Below are 14,268 nucleotides of genomic sequence, written 5' to 3' on the forward strand. Positions count from 1 at the left end.
ACACGGAAAATCAGAGGGTAACAAACGTTCGACTTCGTTCAGAACAGGCCCTTCGACTTCGCACCTACGGCGCTACGCTCAGGGCGAACGGTATTTTGAGACAGGTTCTAGGGTAATTTTGGATAACTGGAGTTTGTGGTCATGAGAATCCCGAGTCGTTTGGGTCTGATGCTGCCGTGCCTGGGCGCACTGATTTTCGCGGGCTGTGTGGGCTGGCAGCCGGGAAGCGGGGTTGCCAGCCAGCAGCAGGCGGACACCATGACCGCGCAGGTGAATGCCGCGATTGCGCGCTTCAAGCAGCGCGATCCCAGCATCCAGCGGTTCTTCGATCAGGCGTACGCCTACGCCCTCTACCCGTCGGTAGGCAAAGGCGGATTCTGGATCGGCGGCGCACATGGCAACGGCGCGGTCTATGAGAAAGGGCGCCTGGTGGGCGTGACCAGCGTCACGCAGATCACCATCGGTCCGCAAATCGGCGGACAGGCCTACAGCGAAGTCATTTTCTTCCGCGATGGCAATGCGCTGGCGACCTTCGAAGCCGGCAATTTCACCTTCAGCGCGCAGGTGTCCGCGGTGGCGGCGACCGCCGGCGCCGCCAAGAACGCGGCCTGGAACAACGGCGTGGCGGTATTCACCGCCGCCGAGGGCGGGCTGATGGCCGAAGCCACCATCGGCGGCCAGAAATTCAGCTTTACACCCATTGCACATTGACGGGCGCGAGAACGCATGAAAAGAAAAGCCCCTTACGGGGCTTTTCTTTTTCGCAACAGACCAGCGCCGGCTTCAATAACGATAAATCTCCGGCTTGTAAGGCCCGTCCACGGGAACGTTGAGATAACCGGCCTGCTTGGGCGTGAGCCTGGTGAGGTGTACGCCGATGCGGTCCAGGTGCAGGCGCGCGACCTTCTCGTCCAGGTGCTTGGGCAGCACATAGACTTTCTTCTCGTACTTGGCGCCGTGCGCGAACAACTCGATCTGCGCCAAAACCTGATTGGTGAAGGAGTTCGACATCACGAAGCTCGGATGCCCAGTGGCGCAGCCCAGGTTTACCAGCCGGCCTTCGGCCAGCACGATGATGCGATGGCCGTCCGGGAAGATCACGTGGTCCACCTGCGGCTTGATGTTCTCCCACTTGTATTTGCGCAGGCTGGCGATGTCGATTTCCGAATCGAAGTGGCCGATGTTGCAGACGATGGCGTTGTGTTTCATCTTTGCCATGTGCGCGTGCGTAATCACATCCACGTTGCCGGTGCAGGTGACGAAGATATCGCCTTGGCTTGCGGCCTCGTCCATGGTGACCACGCGGTAGCCTTCCATCGCGGCCTGCAGCGCGCAGATCGGATCAATCTCGGTGACCCACACGCCCGCACCCAGTCCCTTCAATGACTGAGCACAACCCTTGCCCACGTCGCCGTAGCCTGCGATCACCGCGATCTTGCCGGCGATCATCACATCGGTGGCGCGCTTGATGCCGTCCACCAGCGACTCGCGGCAGCCGTAGAGGTTGTCGAACTTGCTCTTGGTGACCGAATCGTTGACGTTGATGGCCGGGAATGGCAGTGCACCGGCTTTCTGCATCTCGTAGAGCCGGTGCACGCCGGTGGTGGTTTCTTCGGTCACGCCTTTTATGTTGGTGAGAATCCGCGAGTAGAAACCCGGCTTGGTATCGAGGCGTTTTTTGATGGCCTTGAAGAGCGCGGTTTCTTCCTCGTTCGCGGGCTTGGCTACCAGCGCGGGATTCCTTTCCGCTTTCGCGCCCAGGGTCACGAGCAGCGTGGCATCGCCGCCGTCGTCCAGGATCATGTTGGGCGTGCCGCCATCGGCCCATTCCATGATGCGGTGCGTGAATTCCCAGTACTCATCCAGCGATTCACCCTTGTAAGCGAACACCGGCGTGCCGCCGGCGGCGATGGCCGCGGCCGCGTGGTCCTGGGTGGAATAGATGTTGCAGGAGGCCCAGCGGATGTCGGCCCCGAGTGCCTTGAGCGTCTCGATGAGCATGGCCGTCTGGATGGTCATGTGCAGCGAACCGGCGATGCGTGCGCCCTTCAGCGGCTGCTGTTTTTTGTATTCCTCGCGTACCGCCATGAGGCCGGGCATTTCCGTTTCGGCAATCTTGATTTCTTTTCTACCCCACTCGGCGAGGTTGATGTCCTTGACGAAATAGTCTCGCTTCGCAGGTTCTGCGTTCTGCGTGCTGCGTGCTGCGTTAAGACTTGTCATGCTTGCTACCCTTCAGTGTGAAACTGTGTGTTGCCGGCGATACACTGCCGCGCGCAGGGCACCAATAATCCGGGCGGTGCTGCTGGCGAGTTCTTGTGTGCGGTTGAATTCATTGTCGTCAATATAGCTGTTATCCAGCGCCGTGTAGAGTTGAGAACGCACCTCCGCACACGAACCTTTTGCGATTACCAGAAACTGATGAAATTCACGTGCACCGTTGCGTTCAAACCCTTCGGCGATATTGGACATCACAGATACCGAGGCACGGCGGATTTAATCCCGAAGTGCGAAATCCCGCGCGAACCTGGACTTTGACGTGATGTTGTAAATCATGCGCGTCAATTCGCGTGCTTTTTGCCAAGCAATTAGATCCTCAAAGCGCTTGATCCCGCTCATGGCAACTCCGTTTGCCGCTCGCCTACGTTCTCGTACGCCTATTCACGGTGCCCAGCACGCAGCACCCAGCACTTCCTTTAGCCCACGGCTTTCAACTTCGCTGCATCTTTTAACACACCAACCTTATCAATCTTCTCCCAAGTGAATTCAGGCTCCTCGCGGCCGAAGTGACCATAGGCGGCAGTCTTGCGGTAAATCGGCCGGATCAGGTCGAGCATCTTTATCAAACCGTAGGGACGCAGGTCGAAATGCTCGCGCACCAGCTTGGTCAACTGCTCGTCGCTCAGGCGTCCGGTGCCGAAGGTGTCCACGCTGATGGAGGTCGGCTCGGCCACGCCGATGGCGTAGCTCACCTGGATCTCACAGCGCTCGGCCAGGCCCGCGGCCACCAGATTTTTAGCAACGTAGCGCGCGGCATAGGCCGCGGAGCGATCCACTTTGGACGGGTCTTTGCCGGAGAACGCGCCGCCGCCGTGGCGCGCCATGCCGCCGTAAGTGTCCACGATGATCTTGCGGCCGGTGAGGCCGCAATCGCCCACCGGTCCACCGATGACGAAACGGCCGGTCGGATTGATATGAATCTTGGTATCGCGGCCGATCCATTCCTTCGGCAGTACCGGCCGGATGATTTCCTCCATCACCGCTTCCTGCAAAGTCTTGTAGGCCACGTCGGGTGAGTGTTGAGTAGAAAGCACCACGGCCGACAGGCCCACGGTTTTGCCGTTCTCATATTTGAACGTGACCTGGCTCTTGGCATCCGGCCGCAGCCACGGGAACTTGCCGCTGCGGCGCACATCGGCTTGGCGCTTCACCAACCGGTGCGCGTAAGTAATGGGTGCAGGCATGAGCACGTCGGTTTCGTTGGTGGCGTAGCCGAACATCATGCCCTGGTCGCCGGCGCCCTGTTCCTCGGGACTCTTGCGGTCCACGCCCTGGGCGATGTCGCCCGATTGCTTGCCGATGGCGTTCAGTACCGCGCAAGTTTCCCAATCGAAACCCATCTCGGCGGTGTAGCCGATATCCTTTACCACCTTGCGCACCAGTTGTTCCAGGTCCACCCAGGCGTCGGTGGTGACTTCACCGGCCACGATCACCATGCCGGTCTTGACCAGCGTTTCGCAGGCTACGCGCGAATGCTTGTCCTGGGCGAGCATGGCATCCAGCACCGCGTCGGAAATCTGGTCCGCCACCTTGTCCGGGTGGCCTTCCGAGACCGATTCCGAAGTAAACAGGTAATTGCGGGACATGAGCAGGTCCTCTGCGTTTGAACTGAAAAAGAGGGTAATAGTGTACTGTTTTAGGCAGGTCTTTTCGACCGTAGCCACAGACTTGTCGCCACTGCCCCGCTTACCGTCTCTGAACCCGCACGGCCGTACTATGCTTAACCAATGTATTCTTGTGGGAGCGGTCGTCCCGACTGCGATATCTTCGCGGCAAATATCGCCGCTCCTGCACATGCAAGATATCGCCCCAATGACTGCAAAAGAAACGCCTCTCTGTGAATTTGGAAAACCGGCACCGGATTTCCGGCTGCGCGGCGTGGACAGCCGCGAGTGGACGCTGGCCGACTGCCGCGGGGAGAAGGCCACGCTCGTCATGTTCATCTGCAACCACTGTCCCTACGTGAAGGCTGGCATTGACCGCATCGTAACGGTGTGCAATGAACTCGTGCCGCTCGGCATGCAGGCCGTGGCCATCATGCCGAACGATGTCGGAACCTATCCCGAGGATTCCTTCGAGAACATGCAGCGCTTCGCGCAGGCGCACAAATTCCCGTTTCCCTATCTCTTCGACGGAACCCAGCAGGTCGCGCGTGCCTATGGCGCCGTATGCACACCGGATTTCTTCGGCTACAACGCCAAGCTTGAACTGCAGTACCGCGGCCGCCTGGACGAAGGCCGCACCTCGCGGCCGCGGCCCGGCGCCAAGCGGGAATTGTTCGATGCCATGCGGCAGATCATTGAGACGGGTCTGGGGCCCAAAGCGCAGATTCCGAGCATCGGCTGTTCCGTAAAATGGCGCTGAGGCGCTCTTGTGGAAATGCCGGCGAATTGAGCCGGAGGAGTGCTATGATTTTATTCAAGTCAAGTTTTATTACCGCCCAAGTGCAACGTTTGCGTGCCGCATTTAGGCAATCGAATTTAAGTTATGTTGCAATGGCAAGTTCTCGGCATCACTTTGTCCCACAAGCTTACCTCCGCGGCTTCTCTTGCCCCGTCCATGGAAAGCAATTCGTATGGGTGTATGACAAACGTGAAGGTCGAGCTCCGACATGCAAATCGGTCAAGTCAATTGCCTGGGCTCATAACTACTATGCGCAAGAGCGCGATGATGGGTCCACAGATTCTGACAGGCTTGAAGTTGGCCTTGCGCAGACGATCGACAATCGCGCTGCAGAACTGGTATCCAGCCTTGACGCAAGCGACAAGAATGAATTCCATCTCACAGATGACAATCAAGCGATCATGGCGATTTTTGTCGGCCTATCATTGACAAGGGTGCCGAGCTTCCGAGATGGGATAAATGATTTCTACACGCAGATTGCACAATACATGACAGAGGCAATCGCCCCCAAATTATGGAAAGGCGAAGGTCCACCTCCGGAAGTTAGAGCAAAGGCGAAGGAATGGGTATCGCTAGAGCACATGATTCAAGGCGCGCAGCAAATTGCCAACTCGCTAATGGAAAAGCAGTGGCAATTCTTCCGGTGTCCCGTCGATCAACCATTCATCACATCGGACAATCCTGTCGTCTTTCACAGGCTCGCGCCGGCGACTGCATCAAGCGAGATCTTTATGCACCTTAAGAAGGACCTCGCCATCGTTTGCACTCCAAAACTTCCACATGGCCGCTTTCCCATACTAGATGCGTCGCGAGCCCAAGTTAGAAGCATGAATGCAACTCTAGCCCAGGCGGCGAGGCACCGCATATTTGCAAGTTACGCGAGCGACGGCCTTAATCGACTTGCCAAAAAATATGCAGATATGGAGCAAAGAATTGCAACATAACAATTCGTTCAAGCTGAGCCCGCTTCGCGGCTCGGCTTAACTCAGGCGTTAGACGGCTTTGTAAAACTCACGGGAGCTACACTTGTCGTTGAGTGATCGAGCGTTGTCGCGGCTGCAGGCATGGTCGACCATATGCGCGGCCGTAGTCGTCCCGTTGGTTATTGCATTTGTCGGTTGGCAGATTCAGTCGAACCTATCTCGCGACTCGTTGAAGAAAGACTACGTTGGTATAGCTATACGCATACTGGCAACTCCAGAAAACAAAGAGAATAAGCCTCTGCGGATGTGGGCAACCAAAATTCTCGAGCAAAACTCGCCAATTCCATTCACGCCGGAGGTTCGTAATAGTTTTCTTGAGGGTAAATTTGTTATCGTGTCTCCAATCCCTAAGAATTTGCTCACGTCCGACATGATGCAGCCGCCAAAGCAATGGAAGCCGCTACCTCGCAAAGGCGCGCTTACAAACGGAGATCTCCTGATGAACTATGTGGAGAATCAGGGGCTGTTCGAGCAGAACGCGATTACGCTCAAGTACCTCCAGCAAGTAGTGCGGGCAATTGCGACACCCGTAAAGCCCACTCATGCCGGCGACTTGCCAAAGCGGGAGTTATCGCACAAGGACACTGGTCACGAGCACAACGCAAGCGCCACCCCCGTGTCCAGCACGAGCACGCCGGCGCACTAATGGCAGCGCCGTCTAACATCTCGGTCAAGCGGACGCAAACCCGCTACGCGGGTTGCGCCGGTTACCTCAAGCGTTAGACGTTACGACATGACGACGCAGCGCGTAATGTGTGCAAAGTGTGGAGTGCCCTTAGATGAGTCTCCGCAGTCGACATTTGCTGAGCGCTCTCCATGTCCTCAATGTGGCTCGAAAGGCCGAAACTTCGCTGTTGGTAGCTCCGTTAAGGTAGCCTTGAAAAGCACGTTCGGTGCAAAAGCATACGAACCAGGAAGCAAAAATCCATTCCTGGAGCACAAAGCCGGGGATAGCTTCTTTCGGAGGGCGGCCAAGTGGGTCATTCGGGAAATGCGGATCGATCGCCGCGGGGACCGGTACACAGAGCACGTCTACGACCCCAAAACCGGCGAGACGATTCATCACTGTGACGAGCCTCTAAGTGAGCACAAAGGACACGGCAGCGCGAGGAAACGGCTGTGACGTCTAACCCCCGCATCGAGACGGACCGCCGCCAGCGTCGCTTCGCGACCCTGGCTCCGTCCGCTCATACGGAACGTTAGCCAGCGCTACACATCGATGCCGTCCATTACCCGCGCTGCTCTCCTGGCATTCCTGCGTAGTCATCGTTACGCAGTACAGAGCTCCACGCATCCGACCGGGACCCCACAAAGCGCCGTGGTCGGGATCGCAGTCTCGGACGACTTCGAGATCGTGTTCGATACCGTCGACAGTTCGCGCAAGGCTCGCAACCTGCGCCAGCGGGCCGCGATTGCATTTGTCCTCGGCGGCCTAGCTCCCAACGACGAGCGCACGGTCCAATACGAAGGCGTAGCAGACGAACCGAATGGCGCCGAGCGCGCCCGGCTCACCGACCTCTATCTCGCGGTATTTCCAGACGGTCGGCAGCGCCAGGAGTGGCCTGGCCTTATCTACGTCAGGGCCAAGCCGACCTGGCTGAGATACTCCGACTACAACCAAGTTCCGCCTCAGATAATTGAATTTGATCGAACCGCATTGAAAGAATTGAAGTGAAGCACCTAGCTGGAAAGGCGCTGGCTAACCAGCGCATGAAGCTGTCGTAAGAGAAAAGGGGTCAGTACCCTTTATGGATGCTGCAGGGTAGACTGCGGACGGGTTCAAGTGCAGGAACAAGGAGGTTCCGATGCCGAGGAAGCCGCGGTTCTATTTGCCGGGCATTCCGGTGCATGTGGTGCAGCGTGGCAATGACCGGCAACCGGTATTTTTCGATGATCGGGATTACGCACGATATCTTGCCTGGTTGCGCAAGGGAGCCGAGCAATGTGAATGTGCGGTGCACGCTTATGTGCTGATGACCAACCACGTTCACTTGCTGGCCACTCCGCGGCACAGGGTCGCCCTGAGCAGGATGATTCAATACGTTGGTCGTTTTTATGTGAGCTATGTCAACCGGGAGTACGGACGCAGCGGGACCTTGTGGGAGGGGCGACATAAAGGCAGTTTGGTGTCGGCGATGGATTACTTTCTGGCGTGTAGCCGTTACATAGAACTCAATCCGGTGAGGGCGGGGATGGTGAAGGCGCCGGAGGAGTATCGCTGGTCGAGCTACCGGAGCAATGGGCTGGGACAGGCAGACGGTTTACTGACGCCGCACGAACTGTATCTGTCGTTGGGCAGAACTGCGGAGGAGCGCCAATACCGATACCGAGAATTATTTCGCGGAGCGCTGGACACGGAACAACTGGATCAGATTCGTGCCGCCGTACAAACGGGTACCCCCTTGGGGAATGATCGGTTTAAGGAACGCATTGAGCAGACACTGAAGCGGCGTGTAGGTCATGCGAAGCGTGGCAGACCAAGAAAACAAAATGATTAAGGGTACTGACCCCTTTTCTCTTTTCCTTCTGTTTAGCCGGCATCCCGCAGCATGTCATTCAACGTGGTAACAATCGTCAGCCGTGCTTCGCCGGCGCAAGCGATTACCGATTTTATCTCGAATGTATGCGTGCAGCATCAAGGCGATATGGCTGTGCGGTGCATGCCTACGTTTTGATGACTAATCACGTCCACCTTCTGGTGACACCCTCGCAGAAACACGTACTCCCGCGTTTCATGCAGCATATCGACCGGCGGTATGTACAGTACTTCAATTTCTGTTATCAGCGCACCGGGGCTTTCTGGGAAGGCCGCTACAAAGCGAGCCTGGTGGATACTGAAGCGTATGTATTGACTTGCTATCGATACATTGAAATGAATCCGGTGCGGGCCGCAATGGCGGCCAATCCATCTGATTACCGTTGGTCGAGCTATCGCCACAATGCATTCGATGTGAAGGATGAGGTTGTCGTTCCCCATGAGCTTTACACCGCATTGGGCGCCGACCCATCGTCTCGCTGTACGGCCCATCGGGAGCTGTTTCGAACAAATCTCGGTGAGGCGACCCTGAAAATTATACGTGAGAGTCTGAATCACGAAATCGTGTTGGGTAATGATCGTTTCAGGGAATACATTGAGAAATCCCTGGCGCGGCGCGCCAGGCCCGGTCGCCGCGGACGTCCATCAAAGCAGAGCCAGAAACCAAGCACGGACTTTGAATGATAGACTTAATTTCATGGCGAAATTCGCTCTGACCCCATTTGTCCCAACTCCTTGAGAACTAACCAATCAATCCACCGGGCCCACGCAAAAAAGCTGCGCCGACCGGTGACTTCAGGCGTTAGCGGTCATGAAAGCCCTGGGGTAAACTACGAATCGATCTTTATCGGAGAGTCAATGATGGCGCGATCAATACGGGAAATAGAGCAGGAAGTGCGAGCGCTGCAAACCGCAGAGAGAAATCAATTGCTCCGTGAACTTATAGCCGATGTAGACGGTGAACCAGAGCACGGTATTAAAGAAGCCTGGCTACAAGAGGCGCAGCGGCGATATAAAGAACTCCAGAGCGGCCTGGTAGAACCAGTGCCGGCCACGGACGTTATTCGAAAAGCCAGATCACGCCTGAAGAATGAAAATTGAATTTCATCCTCGGGCTCAGGAGGAATTCACTGAAGAAGCTTCATATTACGAGCGGCAAATCCCGGCATTGGGTATATCGTTCATTTCGGAACTTGAATCAGCGGTAGCGCTTCTGGAGGAGCACCCGAAACTCGGTGCTGAGTTTGAAAGTCCGTTTCGTCATCTGCCGATGTGCAGATTTCCTCACTCGTTGATTTACGCTATCAAGCCAAGCCGCATCTGGATTGTAGCCGTGGCTCATCAAAAACGCCGGCCCGGTTACTGGCGTGAGAGAATTGGCCGCTGACACTGTGCGCAACCTGGACGTCTTACGCTTCGCACCGAGACGGCGGCTTGGCTTGGCTGTTATATCGCCGTTAGGAGGTAAGGCCAGATACCACTTGCCGCAGGGTGGCTGAAGGCCTGACAAGGTTGTGTGCTATAAGTTACAAGCGGTCAGGTCAAAGAACGGGGGCTACGCTATGACGAAAGGGTATTTCCTAGCAAAGTGCGTGCTGCTGCTTGCGGCAATATTCGCGGCGAGTTGCGGCGGCGGCGGTTCGACTTCCTCGACGACGGCCCCTCCGCCGCCGCTGGCCACGTTGTCGCCGCCCGGCGCGCCGCTGGTGCGTGTCTCCGGGCCCTCGCCCTACCCTGCGACCTGCGGCGGCGGCGCGGCCGGCAGTGTCAACTATGAGGACGCCGAGGTCGAACCCTACGTCGCGGTGAATCCCGCCAATCCATCGAACGTCATCGGCATCTGGCAGCAGGATCGCTGGTCGGACGGTGGTGCGCATGGTCTGGTCATCGGCCGCAGTCTGGACGGCGGCAAGACCTGGAGCGAACAGCCCATCAACCTGTCCGTGTGCGGCGGAGGCAACAGCAGCAACGGCGGCAACTATGCGCGCGCATCGGATCCGTGGGTGACGTTCTCGCCCAACGGCGTAGCCTACGTGATTTCCATTTCCTTCACCGCCGCCAGCATGACAGGCGGTGCGCTCAGCAGCGTGCTGGTGAGCCGTTCTGCGGACGGCGGCGCCACCTGGAGCAATCCCGTGACGCTGATTCTGGACGGCGCGAGTGCTTTCAACGACAAGGAAACCATCACCGCCGATCCCAACAATTCCAATTACGTGTATGCGGTCTGGGACCGGCTGGACACCACGCCCCGCGGTCCCGCGTATTTCGCGCGCAGCACTGACGGCGGAAATACCTGGCAGACGGCGGTGCCGATCTACGATCCGGGCGTCAACAATCAGACCATCGGCAACGAGATCGTGGGGCTGCCGGACGGCTCTATCGTGGATGTGTTCGAGGAGATTGACAGTACATCTGCCAACACCAGCACCGGTAATATACGGGTGATGCGCTCCACCGACCAGGGCGCCACCTGGTCGGCCCCGGTCACGGTGGCGCAGGACCTGTCGGTGGGCACGCGCGATCCCAACACCGGCAGTCCCGTGCGCGACGGCGGTTTCCTGCCGCAGATCGCCGCCGGCGCCGGCAAGCTGGCGGTGGTTTGGCAGGACGCGCGTTTCTCCGGCGGCCTGCGCGACGGCATCGCGTTGTCGCAATCCAGCGACAACGGCCAGACCTGGAGCGCGCCGGTGGAGATCAACTCGGTACCCGCGGTCGAGGCGTTCACACCAAGCGTCGCGATCATGGCCGACGGCACCATCGGCGTGAGCTATTTCGACTTTCGCAACGACACCAGCAATCCCGGCCAGTTGATCACCGATTACTGGTTCACGTCCTCGACCGACGGCGTAAATTGGAGCGAGCAGCACATCTCCGGACCCTTCGATCTGGATCTGGCACCGGATGCCGGAGGTTTGTTCCTCGGCGATTACCAGGCGCTCGCGGTCATCGGTCAGGCGTTCGTGCCGTTCTTCGTGCAGACCAACAATCAGGGAACCGGCAATCGCACCGACAGCTTCGTGCTGCCGCCGCAACCGGTGCCATTGACGCTCACACGGCGCATCACCAATGCGGCGCGGCCGGCACCCGCCACCCTGCAGCTTGATGTGGCGGCCCGGCAGCGCATGCACGCACAGGTGCAGCGCTTCCTGCGCGGCGAAATTCCGGGTTGGGAAAGGTTTGAGGCGCAGCGGCTGAAAACCAGCCCGCCGTAATCAGCGGCCGTACTCAGTGAATGGCGCGGCGCACCCAGCCGTTCGCGCTCCAGGCCACTTCATAAGTCGGCCAGTAGCGCAAATCCAGTTTCAGCGTGATGACTCCGGGCGCGCGGTCCCAGCCGTTCATCGTAAGTCGCGCCACGTCGCCGTCGTGCAGATTCCTGACGGCGGCAATGAAACTGTCCATATCCTGCGTAGGCTGGCCATTGACCGCGACGATGCGCTGGCCGGGTGTCAGACCGTAGCGGCTCGCGGGTGAGCCGTAATTGTAGAAGTCCACCAGCAGGCCGGTGGGCGGAACCGCGAATTGCGCCGAGGCCGCGAGCTGTGGTTTCTGCAGAATCGCGCCGGCCCAGAGCAGAATGCGGCGCGTACCCTGACCGCTGAGCGCGACGCTGGGCACCTCGAGGCTCGTGACTTTGCCGTTGCGCAGCACCATCAGATTCACCGCCGGCTGCTGGCTCGCCTGCTCGACCACGCGGAAACCGGTTACCGGCCGGCCGTTCACGGTCAACAGCAAGTCGCCGGTTTGCAGGAGTTTGGCGGCCGGCGTATCCGCAGTCAGACGCGTCACGATCAAGGCCTGGCGGCGCGCAGATTCCGCGGCTGACAGTCTGGTGATCCAGCGCTCCGGCAAACCCAGTTGCCGTGCCTGCGCCAATGAAATCGGTCCCAGCTCCGCACCCAGCGAGCGCAGCTGGCTGCCACGCTCCACGATGCGCAGCATGTCCTGAACAATGTCCGCGGGAATGCCGCGCTGCATTTCGGCAATGTGCCCGCCTTCGGTGTAGGCAAAGCTGGCCCACAGCGCCGTCACGCGTCCGCCGGCATCGGTGAGCACGCCGGTCACGCCCGCGGGTGCGCTGGCCACGTCCAGCACGTTCAGGTTGGTATCGCGGAAACGGAAGCTGCGCGACAGCGGAAAACTCACCGGCTCCTCGCGGGTCACGCGGGTTTCCTGGCCGGTCAGCGTGCCGTCGGGCTGGTAGCCGATGAGCCAGGCACGGTCGCCGGAGCGCGCCGCACGCGGGCTGAACCGGGCACTTTCCACCGCCGTCGAGCCGATGAGTCTCGGATCGTACTGCAGCACCGCGAGATCGTGCAGCGGATCCAAATACAACACTTGGGCGGGAATCTGCAGCGCGCCGGCAAATGTGACGCGCGCGTCGCCCATGGCCACCGGCACGGTATCGCGGTCCACAAGCACCAGACCGCGTTTGGCGTCCACAATCAGACCCGCGCCCACGTAATGGGTTTCGCTCACGCCGTCCACCGGGTACGGCATGTCGAAATTCACGTACACCAGCGAGCGCGCCAGCCGGTTGAGCCGCGCGTCGTCATAATGCACCGCACTCACGCTCGCGGGCGCAAGCCGCGCAGATGCGGGCGCGGGCGGCAACGGCTGACATGGCCACACGCCGAGCGCGTCATCGCGCGTGCAGCGGTCGGCGGGGAACCAGCGCCGGTCCACGGTAATGATTCCCAGCGAAGTCTGTGCGGTGTCCGCGAGGTGAAAGTAACGCAGGCGCACGTGCATGCCTTCGGGAAGTTTCTCCAGCACGCGCTGGAATGCATTCAGATCCGGAGTGGTCACGCCGTCGAGTTCGGTGATAACCGCACCGCGGGCGATGCCCGCGGTGCTAAACACGTAGCCGGGATTGGCGAGATACACGCCGCTCACCGGCACGCTGAAGCTGCGCGCCTGCTGATACGACAGATTGTTGAGCACGGCGCCGCCGAATTCCAGATAGGAGTCCGGCGTGATGTGGTACAGGTCAGCGACCTTGAGCTTGACACTCAGCGGCACGCCGCCGCGGTTGATGCCGAGGGTAACGGTCTGACCCACGGCGTCATCCAGAATCTGTTCGAGCGGCACGAACGCCGACAGCGCCGCACCGTTCACCGACATCAGGATATCGCCGGGCTGCAGCTCGCCGTCCCCAGGCCCGCCGGGCAGCACGCGGTCCACTGCCAGCAGCCCGGTCCAGTCGGGATGCGCCTGCCGCAGGCGCGCTTGCGCGTCGGCCGGCAAGCCGAGGCGCTCGAGTTCGTCGTAGTACGCGTGCTGGAATCCGGTTTCCAGCGTGCCGCGGGTCACCGGCTCGCCGGCCTGGATGCGCGTGAGCGCGCGCCGCACGCGCTGCAGCGGCAGGAAATAGCTCGAGGAGGCATCGGTGCGCGCGCCGGCATTCAGCGCGATCACGTCGCCATTGATGTCGATCACCGGCGAGCCCGAGGAACCGCCGCTGGTGCCGGAAACCGCCTGGTAATAGAAAGTGTTGAAATCGTTGTACCCGCCGGCGCCGTATTGCGGCGCGGCGCGATCCAGGCGCGCGAGCGTGCCGGACAGGATCGAAAGCTGCTCGCCCGCGTCGTTGCCGATGATGCGGATGTCCTCGCCGACGCGCGCGGCTTCCGGTGCCAGTCTGAGCGACGTCGGGTGGATGTACTTCAACTTGCTGGAATCATATTGATAGAACCCGAAATCGTGCACCGGATCCCGGTAAATGGCCTTCAGCGGCACCACCTCATGATCCTGGAACACCGCTTCGGCCACTACCGGCCCCGGGGTTACCACGTGGCGATTGGTCAGAATGATGCCGCGCTTGGCGTCCACGACGAAGCCCGTGGCCTGGCCGGTGAGATTCCAGTCGGTGTCGAAGGCACGCGTGGCGTTCACGCGGATGGACACGATCGAGGGCGACACCCGGGCGATGGTTGCCGCCCATTGCTGTTCGCCGCCCGAACCCGCGGCCGCGAGCGCCACACCGGGAAGCAGCAGCCACAGGACCAGAAGCGCGCGCGGGTGTGACATGTTCATGCCCCTTTCACGGAAAGACGGGAATTTGAC

The 14,268-nt window shown here is 59.5% G+C and carries 14 protein-coding genes; 10 read left to right on the plus strand and 4 right to left on the minus strand.

Annotated features, from left to right (window positions below):
- Positions 1 to 141: 141 nt before the first annotated feature.
- On the plus strand, positions 142 to 711 hold the full coding sequence (locus VJR90_07300; GenBank protein ID HKV97273.1) for a YSC84-related protein: 570 nt from the start codon (positions 142 to 144) through the stop codon (positions 709 to 711).
- Between the two features lie 72 nt (positions 712 to 783).
- Here VJR90_07300 and ahcY read toward each other — a convergent pair whose 3' ends face one another.
- The 3 genes from ahcY to metK form a co-directional block, all read right to left on the minus strand.
- Complete coding sequence (gene ahcY / locus VJR90_07305; GenBank protein ID HKV97274.1) at positions 784 to 2,223, minus strand: adenosylhomocysteinase; 1,440 nt, start codon at positions 2,221 to 2,223, stop codon at positions 784 to 786.
- A gap of 12 nt (positions 2,224 to 2,235) precedes the next feature.
- Positions 2,236 to 2,496 (minus strand): four helix bundle protein, encoded by a 261-nt coding sequence (locus tag VJR90_07310; protein ID HKV97275.1) that lies wholly within the window; start codon positions 2,494 to 2,496, stop codon positions 2,236 to 2,238.
- A 200-nt stretch (positions 2,497 to 2,696) separates the two neighbouring features.
- Positions 2,697 to 3,866 (minus strand): methionine adenosyltransferase, encoded by a 1,170-nt coding sequence (metK, locus tag VJR90_07315; protein HKV97276.1) that lies wholly within the window; start codon positions 3,864 to 3,866, stop codon positions 2,697 to 2,699.
- A gap of 226 nt (positions 3,867 to 4,092) precedes the next feature.
- Here metK and VJR90_07320 point away from each other — a divergent pair, with 226 nt between their 5' ends.
- The 9 genes from VJR90_07320 to VJR90_07360 all read left to right on the plus strand — a co-directional run bounded on the left by VJR90_07320 (position 4,093) and on the right by VJR90_07360 (position 11,414).
- Positions 4,093 to 4,644: a thioredoxin family protein gene (locus VJR90_07320; GenBank protein HKV97277.1), complete on the plus strand. Its 552-nt coding sequence runs from the start codon at positions 4,093 to 4,095 to the stop codon at positions 4,642 to 4,644.
- 44 nt (positions 4,645 to 4,688) lie between these two features.
- On the plus strand, positions 4,689 to 5,627 hold the full coding sequence (locus VJR90_07325) for a DUF4238 domain-containing protein (protein ID HKV97278.1): 939 nt from the start codon (positions 4,689 to 4,691) through the stop codon (positions 5,625 to 5,627).
- Between the two features lie 82 nt (positions 5,628 to 5,709).
- Positions 5,710 to 6,312 carry a hypothetical protein gene (locus VJR90_07330; protein HKV97279.1) on the plus strand — a complete coding sequence of 201 codons (603 nt, stop codon included), beginning with the start codon at positions 5,710 to 5,712 and terminating at the stop codon, positions 6,310 to 6,312.
- Between the two features lie 573 nt (positions 6,313 to 6,885).
- Positions 6,886 to 7,341: a pyridoxamine 5'-phosphate oxidase family protein gene (locus VJR90_07335; protein ID HKV97280.1), complete on the plus strand. Its 456-nt coding sequence runs from the start codon at positions 6,886 to 6,888 to the stop codon at positions 7,339 to 7,341.
- A 130-nt stretch (positions 7,342 to 7,471) separates the two neighbouring features.
- Positions 7,472 to 8,164: a transposase gene (locus VJR90_07340; protein HKV97281.1), complete on the plus strand. Its 693-nt coding sequence runs from the start codon at positions 7,472 to 7,474 to the stop codon at positions 8,162 to 8,164.
- Between the two features lie 56 nt (positions 8,165 to 8,220).
- Complete coding sequence (locus VJR90_07345; GenBank protein HKV97282.1) at positions 8,221 to 8,886, plus strand: transposase; 666 nt, start codon at positions 8,221 to 8,223, stop codon at positions 8,884 to 8,886.
- 174 nt (positions 8,887 to 9,060) lie between these two features.
- Positions 9,061 to 9,303, plus strand: coding sequence for an addiction module protein (locus tag VJR90_07350; GenBank protein HKV97283.1), 243 nt, complete (start codon positions 9,061 to 9,063; stop codon positions 9,301 to 9,303).
- A complete protein-coding gene (locus VJR90_07355) occupies positions 9,293 to 9,589 on the plus strand; it encodes a type II toxin-antitoxin system RelE/ParE family toxin (GenBank protein HKV97284.1) in 297 nt (98 codons plus the stop codon). Before VJR90_07350 ends, VJR90_07355 begins: the two co-directional genes overlap by 11 nt.
- Before the next feature lie 175 nt (positions 9,590 to 9,764).
- Positions 9,765 to 11,414 carry a sialidase family protein gene (locus VJR90_07360; GenBank protein ID HKV97285.1) on the plus strand — a complete coding sequence of 550 codons (1,650 nt, stop codon included), beginning with the start codon at positions 9,765 to 9,767 and terminating at the stop codon, positions 11,412 to 11,414.
- A gap of 13 nt (positions 11,415 to 11,427) precedes the next feature.
- Here the strand turns inward: VJR90_07360 and VJR90_07365 are convergent, their stop codons facing one another.
- The gene (locus tag VJR90_07365) at positions 11,428 to 14,238 is read right to left on the minus strand and encodes a trypsin-like peptidase domain-containing protein (protein HKV97286.1); all 2,811 of its coding nucleotides are present in this window, start codon (positions 14,236 to 14,238) and stop codon (positions 11,428 to 11,430) included.
- Positions 14,239 to 14,268 lie beyond the last annotated feature (30 nt).

The sequence above is a fragment of the Gammaproteobacteria bacterium genome (assembly GCA_035279405.1).
Lineage (GTDB): Bacteria > Pseudomonadota > Gammaproteobacteria > Natronospirales > REEB76 > REEB76.